Annotated in this window: 16 protein-coding genes; 1 reads left to right on the forward strand and 15 read right to left on the reverse strand. The window is 32.6% G+C overall.

What is annotated here, in order from left to right:
* Window position 1 precedes the first annotated feature (1 nt).
* The 15 genes from ACIEHO_RS08910 to ACIEHO_RS08980 form a co-directional block, all read right to left on the reverse strand.
* Window positions 2-1,144, reverse strand: a complete 1,143-nt coding sequence (locus tag ACIEHO_RS08910) for a glycosyltransferase family 4 protein (protein WP_406970804.1) — start codon at window positions 1,142-1,144, stop codon at window positions 2-4.
* Window positions 1,145-1,945, reverse strand: coding sequence for a sulfotransferase (locus tag ACIEHO_RS08915; protein ID WP_406970806.1), 801 nt, complete (start codon window positions 1,943-1,945; stop codon window positions 1,145-1,147).
* A gap of 45 nt (window positions 1,946-1,990) precedes the next feature.
* A complete protein-coding gene (locus ACIEHO_RS08920) occupies window positions 1,991-3,073 on the reverse strand; it encodes a glycosyltransferase family 4 protein (RefSeq protein ID WP_406970808.1) in 1,083 nt (360 codons plus the stop codon).
* Window positions 3,066-4,409 carry a hypothetical protein gene (locus ACIEHO_RS08925; protein ID WP_406970810.1) on the reverse strand — a complete coding sequence of 448 codons (1,344 nt, stop codon included), beginning with the start codon at window positions 4,407-4,409 and terminating at the stop codon, window positions 3,066-3,068. The genes ACIEHO_RS08920 and ACIEHO_RS08925 overlap by 8 nt, the downstream gene beginning before the upstream one ends.
* A 54-nt stretch (window positions 4,410-4,463) precedes the next feature.
* Entirely contained in the window at window positions 4,464-5,162 is a 699-nt protein-coding gene (locus ACIEHO_RS08930) for an acylneuraminate cytidylyltransferase family protein (RefSeq protein WP_406970812.1), read from the reverse strand.
* A 1-nt stretch (window position 5,163) separates the two neighbouring features.
* Window positions 5,164-6,324 (reverse strand): UDP-N-acetylglucosamine 2-epimerase, encoded by a 1,161-nt coding sequence (gene neuC, locus ACIEHO_RS08935; protein ID WP_406970814.1) that lies wholly within the window; start codon window positions 6,322-6,324, stop codon window positions 5,164-5,166.
* Complete coding sequence (locus tag ACIEHO_RS08940; RefSeq protein ID WP_406970816.1) at window positions 6,321-7,337, reverse strand: N-acetylneuraminate synthase family protein; 1,017 nt, start codon at window positions 7,335-7,337, stop codon at window positions 6,321-6,323. The genes neuC and ACIEHO_RS08940 overlap by 4 nt, the downstream gene beginning before the upstream one ends.
* Before the next feature lie 152 nt (window positions 7,338-7,489).
* Window positions 7,490-8,206, reverse strand: a complete 717-nt coding sequence (locus ACIEHO_RS08945; protein ID WP_406970818.1) for an FkbM family methyltransferase — start codon at window positions 8,204-8,206, stop codon at window positions 7,490-7,492.
* 15 nt (window positions 8,207-8,221) lie between these two features.
* Window positions 8,222-9,106 (reverse strand): glycosyltransferase family 2 protein, encoded by an 885-nt coding sequence (locus ACIEHO_RS08950; RefSeq protein WP_406970820.1) that lies wholly within the window; start codon window positions 9,104-9,106, stop codon window positions 8,222-8,224.
* Between the two features lie 7 nt (window positions 9,107-9,113).
* Window positions 9,114-10,124 (reverse strand): glycosyltransferase family 2 protein, encoded by a 1,011-nt coding sequence (locus ACIEHO_RS08955; protein WP_406970822.1) that lies wholly within the window; start codon window positions 10,122-10,124, stop codon window positions 9,114-9,116.
* Between the two features lie 3 nt (window positions 10,125-10,127).
* The gene (locus ACIEHO_RS08960; RefSeq protein WP_406970824.1) at window positions 10,128-11,339 is read right to left on the reverse strand and encodes a glycosyltransferase family protein; all 1,212 of its coding nucleotides are present in this window, start codon (window positions 11,337-11,339) and stop codon (window positions 10,128-10,130) included.
* Window positions 11,336-12,259, reverse strand: coding sequence for a glycosyltransferase family 2 protein (locus tag ACIEHO_RS08965; protein WP_406970826.1), 924 nt, complete (start codon window positions 12,257-12,259; stop codon window positions 11,336-11,338). Before ACIEHO_RS08965 ends, ACIEHO_RS08960 begins: the two co-directional genes overlap by 4 nt.
* Window positions 12,252-13,367, reverse strand: a complete 1,116-nt coding sequence (locus tag ACIEHO_RS08970; RefSeq protein WP_406970828.1) for a glycosyltransferase family 4 protein — start codon at window positions 13,365-13,367, stop codon at window positions 12,252-12,254. Before ACIEHO_RS08970 ends, ACIEHO_RS08965 begins: the two co-directional genes overlap by 8 nt.
* A gap of 125 nt (window positions 13,368-13,492) precedes the next feature.
* Window positions 13,493-14,524, reverse strand: coding sequence for a glycosyltransferase family 2 protein (locus ACIEHO_RS08975; RefSeq protein ID WP_406970830.1), 1,032 nt, complete (start codon window positions 14,522-14,524; stop codon window positions 13,493-13,495).
* A gap of 17 nt (window positions 14,525-14,541) precedes the next feature.
* Window positions 14,542-15,474: a glycosyltransferase family 2 protein gene (locus ACIEHO_RS08980; RefSeq protein WP_406970832.1), complete on the reverse strand. Its 933-nt coding sequence runs from the start codon at window positions 15,472-15,474 to the stop codon at window positions 14,542-14,544.
* Between the two features lie 186 nt (window positions 15,475-15,660).
* Between ACIEHO_RS08980 and ACIEHO_RS08985 the strand changes: the two genes are divergently transcribed.
* Window positions 15,661-15,816, forward strand: coding sequence for a hypothetical protein (locus ACIEHO_RS08985; RefSeq protein WP_406970834.1), 156 nt, complete (start codon window positions 15,661-15,663; stop codon window positions 15,814-15,816).
* Window positions 15,817-16,143 lie beyond the last annotated feature (327 nt).

The raw sequence follows: 16,143 nt of genomic DNA on the forward strand, positions 1-16,143 counted from the left end.
CTTAATGAATTAGTTCTTTATAAAAATTCAAACTTTGCTTTGCCACAATTTCCATACTAAATGTAGCCAATACTTTTTCTCTGGCCGCTTCTCCGAATTGTTTTTGCTTACCGGTATCATCAAGCAGATCCAAAATACAATCCGCATACTGCGCATGATTTGTTGGATCTACCAAAAAGCCTTCTTTACCGTTTTCAATCACTTCAGTGGCCCAACCAATGTTAGAGGCTACGATTGGTTTCTCCATGGCCATGGCTTCCAGCCAAGACACCGGTAAGGCTTCTGCAAAAGACGGAAATACACAAACTGTTGCTTTTGTAATAAGGTCCTGGATTTCAGAATAAGGAACCCCTCCCAAATAACGTACTTGGTTAAAAGCGGATGCATCAAACAAGGGCTGCATTAATTGCCATGTTGACGAAGCCCCTGTTTTAATATCCGCACTGTCTTTCCCTACAAGAATCAATCTAACTTTTTTATTGGTTTTATGAACCAAATTGAAAATTTCAGCTAATTCCAATAGCCCCTTTTTTCTTATTAGGGTTCCAAAATAGAGAATCGTCTGTTCTTCACTTTTATCGGTATTGTTTGCACCAAATAACGTGGTATCAATACTATTAGGAATCACCTTAAAGTCTCTATTCAGCCCGAATAAGGTGTTCGTCAACTTTCCTGTAAATGCACTAACACTTATAATCCCATCTGCGGTAACAAGAGCCCGCTTCTCTAAAAACTTATTTTTAAATTTAACGGGACGTTGTTCCAAATGACAAAAATAGGTATCACTACCATTTTCTCTAATAACCAGTGGGCATTTCGGGTTCACAAAGGCTGTAAACCCTGTCCAATCTGGTGCTTCAACGATATCCATTTTGCCCGATTCGTATAAGGAATTTAGTAACCTTTCTACCTTTTTTTGAGTAAAAATAAGTGATAGGCCTTTTACCTTTATATTTTTTATTTTGTAAAAACGGAGGCCATCATCCATAAAATAGTCATCACAATCTTGTCCATAAACAAGGATGCTTATTTCATGTCCCAAACCAAGCAAAGCATTTGCCAAATTAAAGATACTCGTTCCTATACCTCCAGCGCTACCAGTATTTGGGTGGGGGTATTCGGGTGTTAGGAAACCGATTTTCATTTATAAATAATTTAAATGTTTGGCTAATTTTTTAGAACCAAGTTCAATTCCCTTTTGCACTAAAAAAGAATGTTTTTTCCTGTTTATAGGGTTGAATAATTTTGTTTTAGGCAAAGAATCCCATATCCGTTTAGCACCTGTTTCTTCTATAAAAGAAGTGTTTATAACTTCTATAGCATCAATTTCATTCATTATTTGTAATAAAGGTTTTTTTGTGTTGAACTTAACTTTTAACTTATTTAATACTTTATCATTTTTCAGTACTAAATCTTCATAACGCAACACAAAATGTTCTTTGGTTATTTTTGGCATATCACTTAAGACCTTTCGGGTTACCTTTCTACAATAAAAATAGGGGTATAACCCTAAGGGAGTTGTTATACGCTTGATAAAATTTTTAACTCCCTTTTTCTTAAATTTCATCCCTTTAAACAAAGAACCAAAAACGTCTTGTGGATGCCTAAGTAATATGATATGAATATCATCGGGAAAAACTTCGCTTAAATATTTCACACCTTTAAAAGAAGTATCCTTTATCATGACATACTCTTTTTCAGATTCGTTTATAATGTTTTTCCTAATGTCATTTAAAATAATTTTGTCAAAAAAGTCTTTATCTGATTCATAATAAATAATGTTATTGTAAATAGAATAATAAGCCTCTAAAAACGTCGATAATCTGGTCTCACTTCGATGATGGGCCAATACTTCGTGGTCTGTGAATATTTTTAGAACCTCTGAAGCAAAATTATGTCCTGTCCTAGGGGAAAAGGAATTTGAAAAAATTATTTTTTTATTCATTTTTATAGGTATTACTAATTCTAAATTAAGAGCATCTCTGCTTAATTAGTCCAAAAGCCTAAGATAATTATCAACCATGTCTTCTATTGAAAATTGAGTTTTTATTAAATCCCTTGTAGACCCTTTAATATACTTATTCCCATTAATTACATTCTCTAATAATACTGTTAACTGTTTAATATTTTTTGTCTTAAAAACAAACCCATTTTCACCCTCTTTAACCACCTCCAAGTTCCCACCTACTGGTGTTGTAATTACAGGAACATTTGCTGCCAAACTTTCTAGGATTGACAAGCTAAAACATTCCATATAAGTAGGTTGAACCATATAATCATAATATTGATACAATTGATTAACATCTGAATGGCTACCTTTAAAATTAAAATTGGTTTCTAATTTATAGTTTTCAACTAATTGATATAACTGCTTTCTATAAGGCCCGTCGCCGTAAACATCAATCTTTAGATCAACTTTTAAATTGTCTGGCAGTAAATACACCGCTTCAATTAAATCGTGAATACCTTTAGATTCACGTAAATGAGAAACCACTAAAAACTTTGGATTCACAACACTTCTTGGGGTTGTTTTTGGAATGATATCATCAATTAAAACACCATTATAAATAGTCATTAATTTTGGTCTTAAAAAGCTCCCAAAATCATTTAATATCGCACGACTGGTATAATCTGAAACCCCTACAAATTGATCTGTATGTTTTGAATACAATATGCCTTTTACCATTTTCTTTAATCGTTTTTTAAAAGAATACCCATGTAATGGTCTTGGGTTGTGATCTACGGCAATAATTTTAGCCTTTTGGTGTTTTTTAATAGCTGAAAAAAAAGAGGTACACAATTCAATAAAATGGGTCACGATATGTGAATATTGGATATTTGTACTTAAAATATAATCTGTAAAAGTGGCTTCTAAGCTTTTATTCCCCGAAGGAATGATATGAAATCTGTCATAATCACCATGGTTAGATATATTAGGGAAAAACCAATCAATTTTTATACCCTTACCTGAACAAGCTTTGTTAAACGCCCAGAAAAAATAATCCATACCCCCTATGCGTTCTTCAAGAAGTTTGTAATCACAAATAACAGCAATATGTTTATTTTTAATCATGTAATTCCGCAAGTGTACTTACTATTCTTTTACTGGTACCTAATAAAGGCTTACTTATCTGCAAATCAATCATAGCCTTCCTTTGAGCCGACTTTTCGTTAGGTTCTTTTAAAGAAAAGTTTATCATTTTTATTAATTCTTGTTCATTCTTGGCTATACTAACAGCCCCGCTATTTATAAGCACTTTTAAATGACCATAATTCAGAAAACGCTGATCGTTATACAAGCCATTATCAAGATTTCCAAAAACGGTATTAATAACGGGCTTATCAAACAGCATAAAATCCAAACTCATGGTAGATAGCATATTTATACTTAAATCCCCATATTCTAAAATACTTCTTAGGTCCTTAATATCCTCTTTACTCGGCACTCTTTGCGACCAACTCTCAGCATGATTCTGCCTAGTAAGATTCCATTTAGGGTGATTCCAAATTATTTCAGGAAACTCATTTTTTAAGAATTCAAATCGTTCCGGTCCTTCCGCAGGTGATGTTCTTACTAAAAACTGGACTGGAACCGTTATTAATCTATTACGAATCGCCGTTGCAATTGTTCTAATGATAAGTGGGTCATTTTTACCAATGGATGCATCAGCACAACTATAACAAATTATTTTAGTGTTTATATTTAGATTAAAATTTTCACAAAATGATTGTTTGCTAGAGGCATATTGAGGCATTACATAAGGTTCAAATTGCGGTGTCCCCACTACTTTTATATGTTCTTTTTTAACATTTGGATAAAACATCATAAGTTCTTCTTTCATTAAATGGCTCCAAACAAAAAAATATTCGAATGGCCCTAACATCCTCCCTTTTGACGTTAAATTATCCCAACTAAAAATAAAACTGCTTACTGTTATTTTCTGCTGAATTCCAGCATACAAAAAAGGTGCTAAAAAAGGGGGTCTTTGATGTGTAAAAAAAAGATGGGACGGCCGGTCTCCTTTTAGTAATTGAATGTATTCTCTTGTTACTTTATTATTTGCAAAAGTAAAAAATTGTAGTTTTTCTATAAAAAGTATACTTCTATTAGAATGTATTAAACGCGTAATAAAATAAATAATTCTTACCAGTATGGAACGAATCTTATAATTCTTTGGATAGCCCGAAGCTAAATTATAAGCAATTCCATAATACCTTTTTTTATATTGTTGCATATGTGCAACTTCTTTCCATTTTCTAAAAAACCAAGTCAGTTTTCCTTCTTTAAAAACCGTTAATTCTTTTACTTCAACGTTTTTAGGAAATGAATTAAAGACCGCTTTAGACAATCCTGAATAAATGAAAACAGAATCAAATTCCTGTGCAGCTTCATCAATAAAATTACTCATGATAAAATTCCTGTAGCCAACACCGTCTGTTATCACTATCCCCAGTTTCTTCATTTATTCTATAAATCTATCGATTAATCCCTCTGCTTTTTCCCAATCTTCAGGTGTATCGATATTAATATTAAATTCGGAAGACGACTCACTGAAAGTAATGGTTTCCCCATATAAGGAGTTTTGTTTTAATATAACCTCTGTTTTTGTAATATATATACTGCCATCCCTATGATATGCCTCTGGCAACTCTTGTCTTCTTGGTATAATACGTTTTTCTCCAGTTGCTATTTTTAAAGTTCCTGCACTATTCAATTCAAATGCCCAATGCGGATTAAATTGATGAGGCACCTTTTGTACTGAAATTAAAGAATCACATCCACTCTCAATGAATTTGGTAATAGATGCATCTAGAAAGTCAACGGTTCTAAATGGACAAGTAACCTGTAATAAACATACCGCATCAAAAAAAACAGACTGTTTTGCATACCACTTTAAAGCATGAATAATGACATTAATGGTAGGCGTGTCGTCTTGAGCTAAAACTGATGGTCTCACAAAAGGTACATGAACACCCAAATTTTCTGCAACGTTTATTATAGATTGGTCTTCACTAGATAAGATTATTTCTGATAAATATTTTGATTGAATTGCAACCTCAGATGTATAGGCTAATAGCGGTTTTCCATTCAATAATTTAATATTCTTATTTGGAACACCTTTAGAACCACCACGAGCAGGAATAATAGCTAAAATTCGCATCTTAATACATTATGGTTTTATGAAACTTTAGCGGTAATTCACTTAATAATTTAGCGATATGGTTTCCAGATGTGCCCTTACCATAAATAGAAGATGACACAAATCTCCCTTTTTGCAACATGTTTTTAATAGCTGATTCAATAGCCTTCTGATCGTAATCAACATCCATGGTATTTCCTCCTCGTTCCCTTTTATTTTGTCGAGAGCCAATATTAACAACTGGAACGCCCAAGTAGGCACACTCCCTTATCCCAACACTAGAATTACCAATTAAGCAATCACTATTAAGTAATAATTGTAAAAAATCTGTACTCTCCATATTCTTAAAAAAATGAACATTTGGCAATTTGTGCATTTCTCTAAAAGACCTAATACCTGTTGAAGTCCCATCTGCCCCGGCATCTACATTTGGCCAAAACCAAAGTGTAGGCTTCTTTAAATTGGAAATGGCATGAAGTGTACTCTCAATATGCTTTCTTGAGTTTTCATATTCAGTTGTTACCGGATGTTGCATCACCACCAAATACCCATTAGATAAATTTGGTTTGGCACCCACACCCCCATACTGCTCATAAGGATTAAACGCAAGTGGTTTAGAATCTATTATTTCTTTGGCTAAATCTATTGAAGGACAACCTGTATTAAAAACCATGGCAGAATCCTCTCCTAGTTTTATAACGCGTTCTTTAGCCTTTTCTGAAGCAACAAAATGATAGTCTGCTAATTTAGTAATGGCATGCCGTACTTTTTCATCAATATTACCTGTTACTTCACCACCCTGAATATGTGCTAACGGAATATTCATATAGGAAGCAGCAATGGCAGTCGCCATAGTTTCAAAACGGTCGGCAACAGTGATAACAATATCTGGCTTCAAGTTTTCAAAAACAGTGGAGAGTTCTAAAATACCTATTCCGGTAGTTTTAGCAGCCGCTGTTAAATTTTCACCTTCCAATACATTAAATACTTTAGCTGCAACATCAAATCCATCTTTTTCTATATAATTTACGGCAGACCCATAACGAGGCAACAGAGCAGAAGCGGCTACTACTAGCTGTAATTCTAAATCAGGATGGTTTTTAATCGCTGTTAAAGCTGTTTTTACACGGCTATAAGAGGGGCGAGCAGTTATGACAACAGCTATTTTTCTTTTTTTACTCATACTAAATCTTCTTCATTTAAAAAATCCCATTGAGCTTTATCAACTTTAAGTTTTCTTCCAATAACTTCCCTAAAATTAGCAGCAGAAATACCTTTATTTGCTGGTTTTTTCGACTCTAAATCTGAAAAACCCAATACATGTCCTGCTTTTAATGCTTTGTTTACTCCCAAGGATTTTTCAAAAATAACCTTTAGTTCTTTAAATTTTGAATTATCGCTCTTATCAAGTGGATTTTTTATGGCTTTTTTAATATTTCGAACGGCTACTGAAAGCATCTTTATCTCGTCAATAGTAAGAGACGATGTCGCATCGGGACCAAAATCACTTCTAGAAAAAACAGCATGGAACTCTAAAATATCAGCACCCAAAGTAACGGCAGCAATAGCTGTTCCTATATTTGCTGAATGATCCGAAAACCCAACAGGAACCTCATATCTTGATTTTAACTCTTGAATCACATTTAAACCATATTGCTCTGGTTTTGTTGGGTAAGACGTGGTACATTGTAATATAGAAAATTCGACTCCTTTGGATTTTAAAAATGCTACCGTTTTATCCAGTTCCTCAAAAGAACTCATTCCTGACGACAAAATAACAGGTTTGCCAGTTTGAACAATTCTCTCAAGCAATAAAAAATTATTAACTTCACCCGATCCTATTTTATAAGTTTTTATACCAACATCCTCCAATAAATCTACCGCTGCATTACTAAACGGAGAACTCATAAACTCTAAACCAACAGCATCACAATGCTCCTTTAAACCTTTCCACTCTTTTAAGGTAAACTCCATACGTTTCCAGTAGTCATATCGGGACTTGTCTTGTTCAGAAAATTTGATTCGGAAAGGTTCAAAAATACTACTTTCAGCTTCTGCAATATGCGTTTGAAATTTAATAGCATCAATGCCAGTAACCGAAAGGGCATCAATATAACGATGCGCCGTATCTAAACTGCCGTTATGCGCTTGTGCTATTTCGGCAATTATATAGGGTGTCGAATAAATTAAAGACATTCTTGATTTTTCGTTACTCAGACAAAAATAGGTATTATTTCTGGTTTGTCATATCATATTAATCAGAGGTCTTAAAAGCCAACTTAAATATAAAAATTGAATTATCACATTATAATATTCAGAAAAATTACATATAGCCAACAACCTGTTAATCAATTACTTTTAAAACCTTTATTAACAAATAACGCATCTGTTTTTGAAGCCAAACCTTCATTTGTATATAGCACATCATAAAACCGAATCAATTCAAATCTATTTTCTAAAAGAAAGTTATAAATATCTCCAAAAGAAGATTGTCCTATATAATTTTCATTAAAAAATATTTCAACAAATACAAACTGGATTCTATTTTCTTCCATCATAGATGAAGCTCCTTTCAAGACATTCAGTTCATAACCCTCCGTATCGGTTTTAAGAAAATTAATATGTTTTATATCATTAGAATTACAAAAAGCATCTATTGTTGAAACCTCAACAGAGTAGGTCTGATTAATTACCGCTGTCCCATAAGATCTTTTCAAAACAGAATTTAATGCACTCCAAGAATATTCATTAAATTCCAAACTACCGCAAACAGAACCCATTGCCAAATTATGAAGAAATACTTTATCGTTTCTAAATTCAGATTTTAAAAATTCAAAACACTTTTTACTCGGTTCAAAAGCAAAAATAGTAGCTTCCTTATAATTATTTATTACCTTCTTGATAGTTTGTCCCAAGTTTGCGCCAACATCAAAAAAGATGGGGTTATTTATTGATATGTTTTTTTTTACGGCAATAAAAGGATTATCATTTAACAACAATATGTTGCTTTTTTTAGTGATTTTATACCCAACAGACTCAATTAATTTTTTTAATATGTTTTTCATTTTTTGAGCTCTCTATTAAAATTTTATTCCTTTAATTTTATTCATTTTCCTTAATACTTTTGCGTCAATTGGGTCTCTATATTTCAAAATATTATAGCTATTTATAATAACTTCACAAACTACTTTGAAAAACAACTTAAAACAGAGGATGTCAGTCAAAGCATATTTTTTAAAATTATGCAAATACAATTTTGTGATTTTAAACAAAGGGTTTTTATAATAAACTAGGTAATAATAAGTTGTATGCCTTAACTGTCTTTCAAATCTATAATAATTGTTCCCAGATAGTTTTCGCGCTTCCTTATCCACCCTATGGTTTACTTTAATGGCATTGGTATATAAAATATCATAACCTTTAGAAAGCACCTCTATGGATAAACAAGATTCTTCACCATAAATGTCCATCCAAACAGGAAAACCATTTGTGGCTTCATAGACACTTTTTTTAATGGCAAATCCGCAACCAATAAATTCGTTGGTTAAATATACCATGGGTTGTGAATCCACACTTTTTAACGCATCCGCATCCGATTTAAAAATTCCTTTTATCTCTTCAAAAGCTATCACTCCAACGTTGGGATACTTTTTAAAAACAGAAATGGTTTGTATAATAAAATCTGAATATAATGGGTGTGCATCATCATCTAGCCCTATAAAATAAAAACCTTTGGCCTTTTTATAAAGTGCTGCTCTGGCTGGCGATGCCCCTATACTTTTAGCAGCCCCATACCATCTTACCCATGACATTTCTGACTTTAAATCATATGAATTATCCGAACACCCATCTAAAAACACCAAAACTTCATGCTTAGTGAAGTCAAGAAAGGGCTGTAAAATTAACAAGGATTTATTCAGTTCCTGCTTTCGGTTCTTAGACACAATAAGAATAGAAATTTCCATCAGAGAATTACCTAATAATGCTTTTAACTAATTTAAATGAATTCATAAAGGTAACCGATTTCACAACATGCCACCAAATCAATATATTGAACCTACTTACTCGGCTTCGTTTCCAATAATCTCGAATACGACGTGCTAGCTTATACCTGAACATTTCTTGGTCTTCAGGTTCTAATTCTACCTTAGCTATATTATAAATTTCATTAAATGCCTGAATTATCTTTTTTGATTGCTCAACAAACTCCTTTCTCCCTAAAGATAAATCACCATAATAAAAATTATAAACTTCCATCGCACCCATTCTAATCTCAAAATCTAACCAATACTTCGCAAGTATTTTTGAACGCTCATTAAGATGGTTTTCTCTATTTTCTGATGAGCGATGATTACTACTATCTAGAATTCTGTACTTCATCAAGAATTCTGGCAAATTAACTGCTTTACCATGTTTTATGACACGAATCCATAAATCCCAGTCTTCGCAAGTTTTAATAGTATCGTCATACCTTAAACCACTATGAATTAAAAAGGCACTCCTTATTATTACCGAAGAATGTCCAAAAGTAGCTCCAAATAAAAGGTTATATTTAATATATTTTGCACTTAAAGGATAAGTCCAACCTGATATAGGCTCTTGTTCTAAATCTTTTAACCAGTACCCTTGCGTACCACAAAGTACAACATCTTCACACCTTTCTAAACAATCCAGTTGTTTTTCAAACCGTTCAGGGTAAGCCCAGTCATCTGCATCCATACGGGCAATAAATCTGTAATGTGGCAGCAAATCATCCAACCCCCTATTTAAAGTTTTGGCAATACCCAAATTGTTATCATTCTTTACATAGTTAACACGGTCATCTGTATAATTTCGGACCAGTCCAGCTGTATGGTCTGTCGAACAATCATCATACACAAACAAGTCAAAATCCACAAAAGTTTGATTTAATATAGAATCAATACTTTCCTCAATATAAAGTGCTGCATTGTATGTGGGCAATAAAACGGCTAAGGTTTTCATAAATTACTCGTTGTACAATATAGCATCTAAACTGCGCTTAAAGTTATCATCACTAAAATAGTCGCCAAATGGATGAACTGGCTTCTTAGCTTCATTCCAATCACTTATTAAATTTTTCAGTTTTTGCTTGATGTCCTCTTTGTTATTAGAATCAGCTATATATTTTTCATCTTTAATAATACCCCTTAGCTCACTCCTATTTGGTGATATTGATAAAATAGGTTTTTCAATAGATGCCAAAAAAGGTGCTTTCCCAACTAAAACATTACTGTAATAAGGTCCATTCTCCAAAATAATATTAATGTCTGCTAAATGTGTTTGTTCATAAGAAGCATTTGAGAAATTTTGAGACTTTAAAACAATAATATTATCTGTTTCAGCATATTTTTTATTTAAGTAATTGATATCCGACATTTTTTTTAGACGCAAAATAAATTCTGTATGTTCCTTTATTGAATTATTTAAATCAACTAATTCTTTATAGGCATCTAAAAGGTCTATAATATTTCTACCAAATTGTATGGCACCATGGTAACAAATGGTTATTTTTTTGCTTTTCTTAAAAACCTTCGTGTGATTAGTTAAATCAAAAACAGTTTCGTCGTATTGATGAGGCAAAGTGTGAAACTTATTCGTAGTATTATAGAGCATACCCATATCATTGGTCAATGTTCTGGCCGGCGTTATACATTTTTTTGCTTGTAACACTACTTGCTGCATTTTTTTAAATCTAAATAGCTCCAAATTATCAAGTGGCCTATCATTTCCTGCGCACCAAAAAACAGGATATGGATCATGAAAATTAATAATGGCCTTCTTTAAAACAGGCAAGTCTTTAGCGGCTATAATAGCTTCATAATCCAATCCTGCACTTCTTATAAAAATAACATCATACACCTCGTAATCAATCTTGGCTATATACTTCGCATATTGTTTTTGAATGTAACGCTTGTTTAAGGATTCGTGATATAAACGCCAATATATTTTATTAATCCATTTGATATAAAAAGGAACTCTAAAATTGATAATCTCTTCTATTATATTATTAACTGGCAAGAGTTGAAGTTGATCTTCACTGGGATGAAACTTCAAATATTCAATATCTATTACAGATTTAGGATATACCGCCCTTAACTTAGCAATAAAAGATCTAGAAACCATCCCTTCACTAGTTCCAGATATTCTTAAATCTTGTGCGATGATTAAAAATTTCATTTAAACTTCTTTTTTATGGCATATAATCGCAATCGCAAGGGAAATGTTTTATAAAAAATATCCCATTTTAAAGAATTCCAAAAACTTAAATCAATGGTCTTCATAATATTTTTATAAAGCTTAAACTCATTAAAACCTAATGACAATTGTATGAAATATCGTAAAATCGAGTCCCTTAACAAAGATTTCGAGTGTAGATTCTTTACAACCAACAAAATAGCATCATTATAAGACTTTTTACTCTTTCTATTATCTGCATAAGATACAGCTGTTGTAGCATTGGGATGTTTGCGCCCATAAAACAAACATTTGTTTATTGAAATACCTTTAAAACCTGAAGATATTATTCTAGAATATACCTCCCACTCTTCTGCATAGGTTAAATACTCTACAAACTTACAGGTTTCAAAACACTCACGATTCCAAACTATTGACCCTGTTATACAAAATAATTCATTCTTTAAAATAGGTTCTAAATCTTTTGCATCTATAGAGAAAGTAGTGTAATATTTAGAATAATCAAAATCATACTCAAAATTGCCATAAAACTTTTCTCGTTCATACCTGCAAAACGAAACATTGGGTTTTGCCAATTCCAAAACGCACAATTCAAGATTTAGCGGGTGTAAAATATCATCATCATCAAAAAACAGCAAATAATCTCCTTTAGATAATTCAATACCATAATTCCTGCTAGCCGAAGGCCCCTTTAAAGTGCGATTTGGTCTTGAAACGAGATTAAATCTATCGTCTTTTTTTAAATATTCAGCAACAGTGGTTTGTGTATTATCTGTTGATCCATCATCAATTACAATACACTCCCAATGGCTATAGGTTTGTGCCAAAATACTATCCAAAGTTTCTCCTATAAGATAACCACGGTTATAAGTAGGTATAATTATTGAGATTTTTTTATCCATTACTTAAATCATTATAAATAATTCTCCATTTATCATCAATCATTTTTTGAGAATAATTCTCATTGACAAAAATAATGGCATTATCACCCATTTTGCTAATTAAATTACGATTACTATATAACAATTCAATTTTTTGAACCAAGGTAACAACATCTTGTTCTTTACATATAAAACCCGTAACCTCATCTTTAACCGTATACTTCACCCCACCAGAATCAAATACAATGGCAGGCAAACCACAAGCTTGGGCTTCTAAGGTGGCTAAGCCCTGCGTTTCTCTTCTACCGTCGGGCAAGGCCACAGATGTTAACAAATATACATGATGCTGCCATAACGCATCTCTCACCTGTTCTTGCGATTTTTTTCCAAGCAAAAAAACCTTATCTTCTAAACCATATGTTTTTATGAGCTTTTCTAAATTATTTCTTTCTGCTCCATCTCCAATAATTGTTAAAGTTAAATCAATGCCTTTATTTATTAAATCATGAACAGCTTTAATGGCGTACGAATGCCCTTTTACTTTATCTAAACGGCCTACGCTTATTAACCTCAAAGAGGTTTCTACTTTTCTTAATGTGTCCTTGGGATAAAAATAAGATGTATTGACTGCAACTGGAATAATTTTCAGTTTTTCTTTAAGACAGCCTAATTTTAGAATTTCATTTCCTAGGTAAGGCGTATTAGCCGTTATTAAATTACCGTACTTAAATAAATCATTATAATACCCATGATTGGGAATAAAACCATTGATTGGAAAAAAGGCATCATGACCATGAAAGGTAACGACAAGTTTCGGCTTAAAAAAACCTGTTTTTTTTAATAAATCCAATGGATCTTTATTAGTTCCATATTGCACATGTACTATAGCGGCATCATTAAACCGTTTATAAAAAACCCACTGATAAAACCAAGTTAAACTAAACCTAGCGTGTAGGTTGTAAAATCGTTTAATAAATTTTAAATGCTTGATATTGCAAGCTAATAACAACACCCCCTTTAATAATCGCCAGGACGTATTTTTGGGTATATTGTAATTTTCAATAATTACTTTATTAAGTAACTTATATTCCGTTAATAAACTAGGATGTATAGTTGCATCAAAACCCAAAGAGCTTTTTACAATAATCTTTACTTCATAATTTAATTTTATCGCCGTAACAATCTGATGGACAATAAACGTTTCAGACAAAAGAGGAAATTCACGTACTTTAAAAACAATTATTTTTTGTTTACTCATGTCTTCAATATCCTTTTCCCCATTTCTTTTCTCTTTCCTTTAAGGACATAAATCATATCTTGCAATGGTAATTTAAACAACGCTTTTAATCGCCATTTTTTTGTAATACCAATAGTGGTGTTTTTAAAATATAGTGAAAACAATAAGCTTCGTTTTATACGTTTGATGACTTCTTTAAATTCTTTTTGTGGATACACTTTTTTTATACTATTCAATAAAACTAATTCTTTTAGCCATTTAAAAAACAGCACAAACTCCTTTACTTCTATAGGTTTATTCAATAAAAATAGTTTTAATAACAAAACATCATCAAAATGGTTGCTATCATATCCAAGTTTTTTAAATAATCCTAATCTAATATCAACATCATCAATAACCTGTTGTGGCTTGTGCTTTATAGATGCTTGTTTTTCGTGAACTCTATACAATAATAGCACCTCTTGAATGTTATACAACTCTCCAAGCCAGGCAACCCTAGTCCAGAACTCATAATCTTCACCACTTCTTCTGGCTTCATCATAATAATACCCCCGTAAGGCCTTTCGCCTAAACATTGACGACCCCATGCATATCGAACACGAGACCAATAATTCTGTAATAATTTCGTTATGGTTTTCTTTGAAACGAATTACATTATTAGTCCCTCCTAAATACTTTACATGACTTCCACATATTAAAATATCTGGGTTTGATTCTAAAACGTCAACTTGTTTCTCAAAACGCTCTCTTACAGAAATATCATCACCGTCCATTCTAGCTATATATGTCCCTTTAGCTAATCTAAACCCTTCATTTGTAGCTTTAGAAACCCCCTGGTTTTTATCAAAAAAAACAAGGTTAATTCTTGAATCATCAAACCCATTTAGTACTTCTCTAGTGCTGTCGGTAGAACCATCGTCAATAATTATAAGCTCAAAATCTTGAAAGGTTTGGTTTAAAACACTATTTACCGCTTCTCCAACAAATGCGTCACAGTTGTAAACTGGCATAACAACTGAAACTAATGGCAAATGGCATTCTTCCTTCAAACTAATAGTATTACAAATTAATTAACAACTTTTCTTGAAAAAGTATATCCCTTATTAAAAAACAAATTCATGAACAGAGACATAACAAAATAACAAGCTTTTTTTAAGCCAAACTCTCTATAAATAGCCCTTAAAAAACTGAAATTAAATTCCTTGGGATAATTATAAAATTTAAAATATAAATTACAACAATGCTTTATTAAGTAATCTCTCGTTCGCTTTTCCAATAACACTCTAGTATCAAGATAGGTTTGCCAATGAGCAGTAAAAATACCTTTTAACAAAGCTTGTTTATCGTTGTTCAGTTTCCCTCTTATAGAAGCTTTATGGTAACGCCTTAGAGTTAAATAGGCATCAATAAAAACAGCATTAGTAGAAATCAGGGTAAGCTTACTAAAATAATTAAACTCCTGTCCCGACTGCAATATCTCATTAAATCTTATTCTTTTTGCAATACTCGATTTTACACCCAAATCATAAGTCAACCAGTTCACTTTTTGAGTGATATAATTATGGGCATTTATATCGTCAGGAGAAAAATTATAAAATTCGTCAACCAAATCTGTATTAAAATATTTGGTTTTAGAGATAACATAATCGGCATTAGTTCTTAATAAATGGAACACTTTTAAATCTATATGGTCTGGCGTCATTTTATCGTCACTATCAAAAAAAATCAGCATACCGCCTTTACTCACCTCAAACCCATAATTTCTGCAAGCATTAGCACCTTTCGGTTTATTTACTGGACGACGATGGTATTGAATACGTTTATCATTTTGGCAATAATTTTTTAAAACCTCAGCCGTATGATCCGTACTACCATCATCAACCACAATACATTCCCAGTTGGTATATGTTTGCGCTAATACGCTATCAAGCGTTTCGCCTATAAGATGGGCACGGTTGTATGTCGGGATGATGATAGAAACCAAAGGGGTATTGGTCATAGCACTAATTTATGGTTGTGCTAATATAGGAAAATTGTTGATGAATGGTAAAGTATAAGACCTGAGATGCGGAAACAAGTTCAGCATGACAAATCCACTTAATTTTGTCATTCCGAATTTCCATGTGCAGAACTTGAATCTGTCACCCTGAATTTATTTCAGGGTCTAACTCCAACCCTAACCTAGATGCTGAAACGAGTTCAACATGACAAAGATAGGCTTCAGCACGACATAAACACTATAAGTTCTATTGAACGCATGGAACGTCAGGTTTTGTATCGAGAACCTTTAGACCAACGCCCAAAACAAACTAAAACGAAGAATATCTTTAGGTTAATATAAAATATTGTACCACACCATAAAAGTACGTCTCGATACAGCTTTGTTCGTCCCTCACAAACCCACTCGACCTGACAACAATTAAACAACACCGTCAGTTCGAGTGATCCCGATTATTTCATCGGGATTGTATCGAGAACCTTGTGATAAGAACCTTTAGACCAACGCCCAAAACAAACTAAAACGAAGAATATCGTTAGGTTAATATAAAATTTTGCACCACAACATAAAAGAACGTCTCGATACAGCTTTGTTCGTCCCTCACAAACCCACTCGACCTGACAACAATTAAACAACACTATCAGTTCGAGTGATTCCGATTATTTTATC

The sequence above is a fragment of the Flavisericum labens genome (assembly GCF_045446075.1).
GTDB classification, from domain to species: domain Bacteria; phylum Bacteroidota; class Bacteroidia; order Flavobacteriales; family Flavobacteriaceae; genus Flavisericum; species Flavisericum labens.

Coding starts and splice junctions, on each gene's coding strand:
- ACIEHO_RS08910 (WP_406970804.1), bottom strand. CDS start 1,144: ATGAAAATCGGTTTCCTAACACCCGAATACCCCCACCCAAATACTGGT.
- ACIEHO_RS08915 (WP_406970806.1), bottom strand. CDS start 1,945: ATGAATAAAAAAATAATTTTTTCAAATTCCTTTTCCCCTAGGACAGGA.
- ACIEHO_RS08920 (WP_406970808.1), bottom strand. CDS start 3,073: ATGATTAAAAATAAACATATTGCTGTTATTTGTGATTACAAACTTCTT.
- ACIEHO_RS08925 (WP_406970810.1), bottom strand. CDS start 4,409: ATGAGTAATTTTATTGATGAAGCTGCACAGGAATTTGATTCTGTTTTC.
- ACIEHO_RS08930 (WP_406970812.1), bottom strand. CDS start 5,162: ATGCGAATTTTAGCTATTATTCCTGCTCGTGGTGGTTCTAAAGGTGTT.
- neuC (WP_406970814.1), bottom strand. CDS start 6,324: ATGAGTAAAAAAAGAAAAATAGCTGTTGTCATAACTGCTCGCCCCTCT.
- ACIEHO_RS08940 (WP_406970816.1), bottom strand. CDS start 7,337: ATGTCTTTAATTTATTCGACACCCTATATAATTGCCGAAATAGCACAA.
- ACIEHO_RS08945 (WP_406970818.1), bottom strand. CDS start 8,206: ATGAAAAACATATTAAAAAAATTAATTGAGTCTGTTGGGTATAAAATC.
- ACIEHO_RS08950 (WP_406970820.1), bottom strand. CDS start 9,106: ATGGAAATTTCTATTCTTATTGTGTCTAAGAACCGAAAGCAGGAACTG.
- ACIEHO_RS08955 (WP_406970822.1), bottom strand. CDS start 10,124: ATGAAAACCTTAGCCGTTTTATTGCCCACATACAATGCAGCACTTTAT.
- ACIEHO_RS08960 (WP_406970824.1), bottom strand. CDS start 11,339: ATGAAATTTTTAATCATCGCACAAGATTTAAGAATATCTGGAACTAGT.
- ACIEHO_RS08965 (WP_406970826.1), bottom strand. CDS start 12,259: ATGGATAAAAAAATCTCAATAATTATACCTACTTATAACCGTGGTTAT.
- ACIEHO_RS08980 (WP_406970832.1), bottom strand. CDS start 15,474: ATGACCAATACCCCTTTGGTTTCTATCATCATCCCGACATACAACCGT.
- ACIEHO_RS08985 (WP_406970834.1), top strand. CDS start 15,661: ATGCTGAAACGAGTTCAACATGACAAAGATAGGCTTCAGCACGACATA.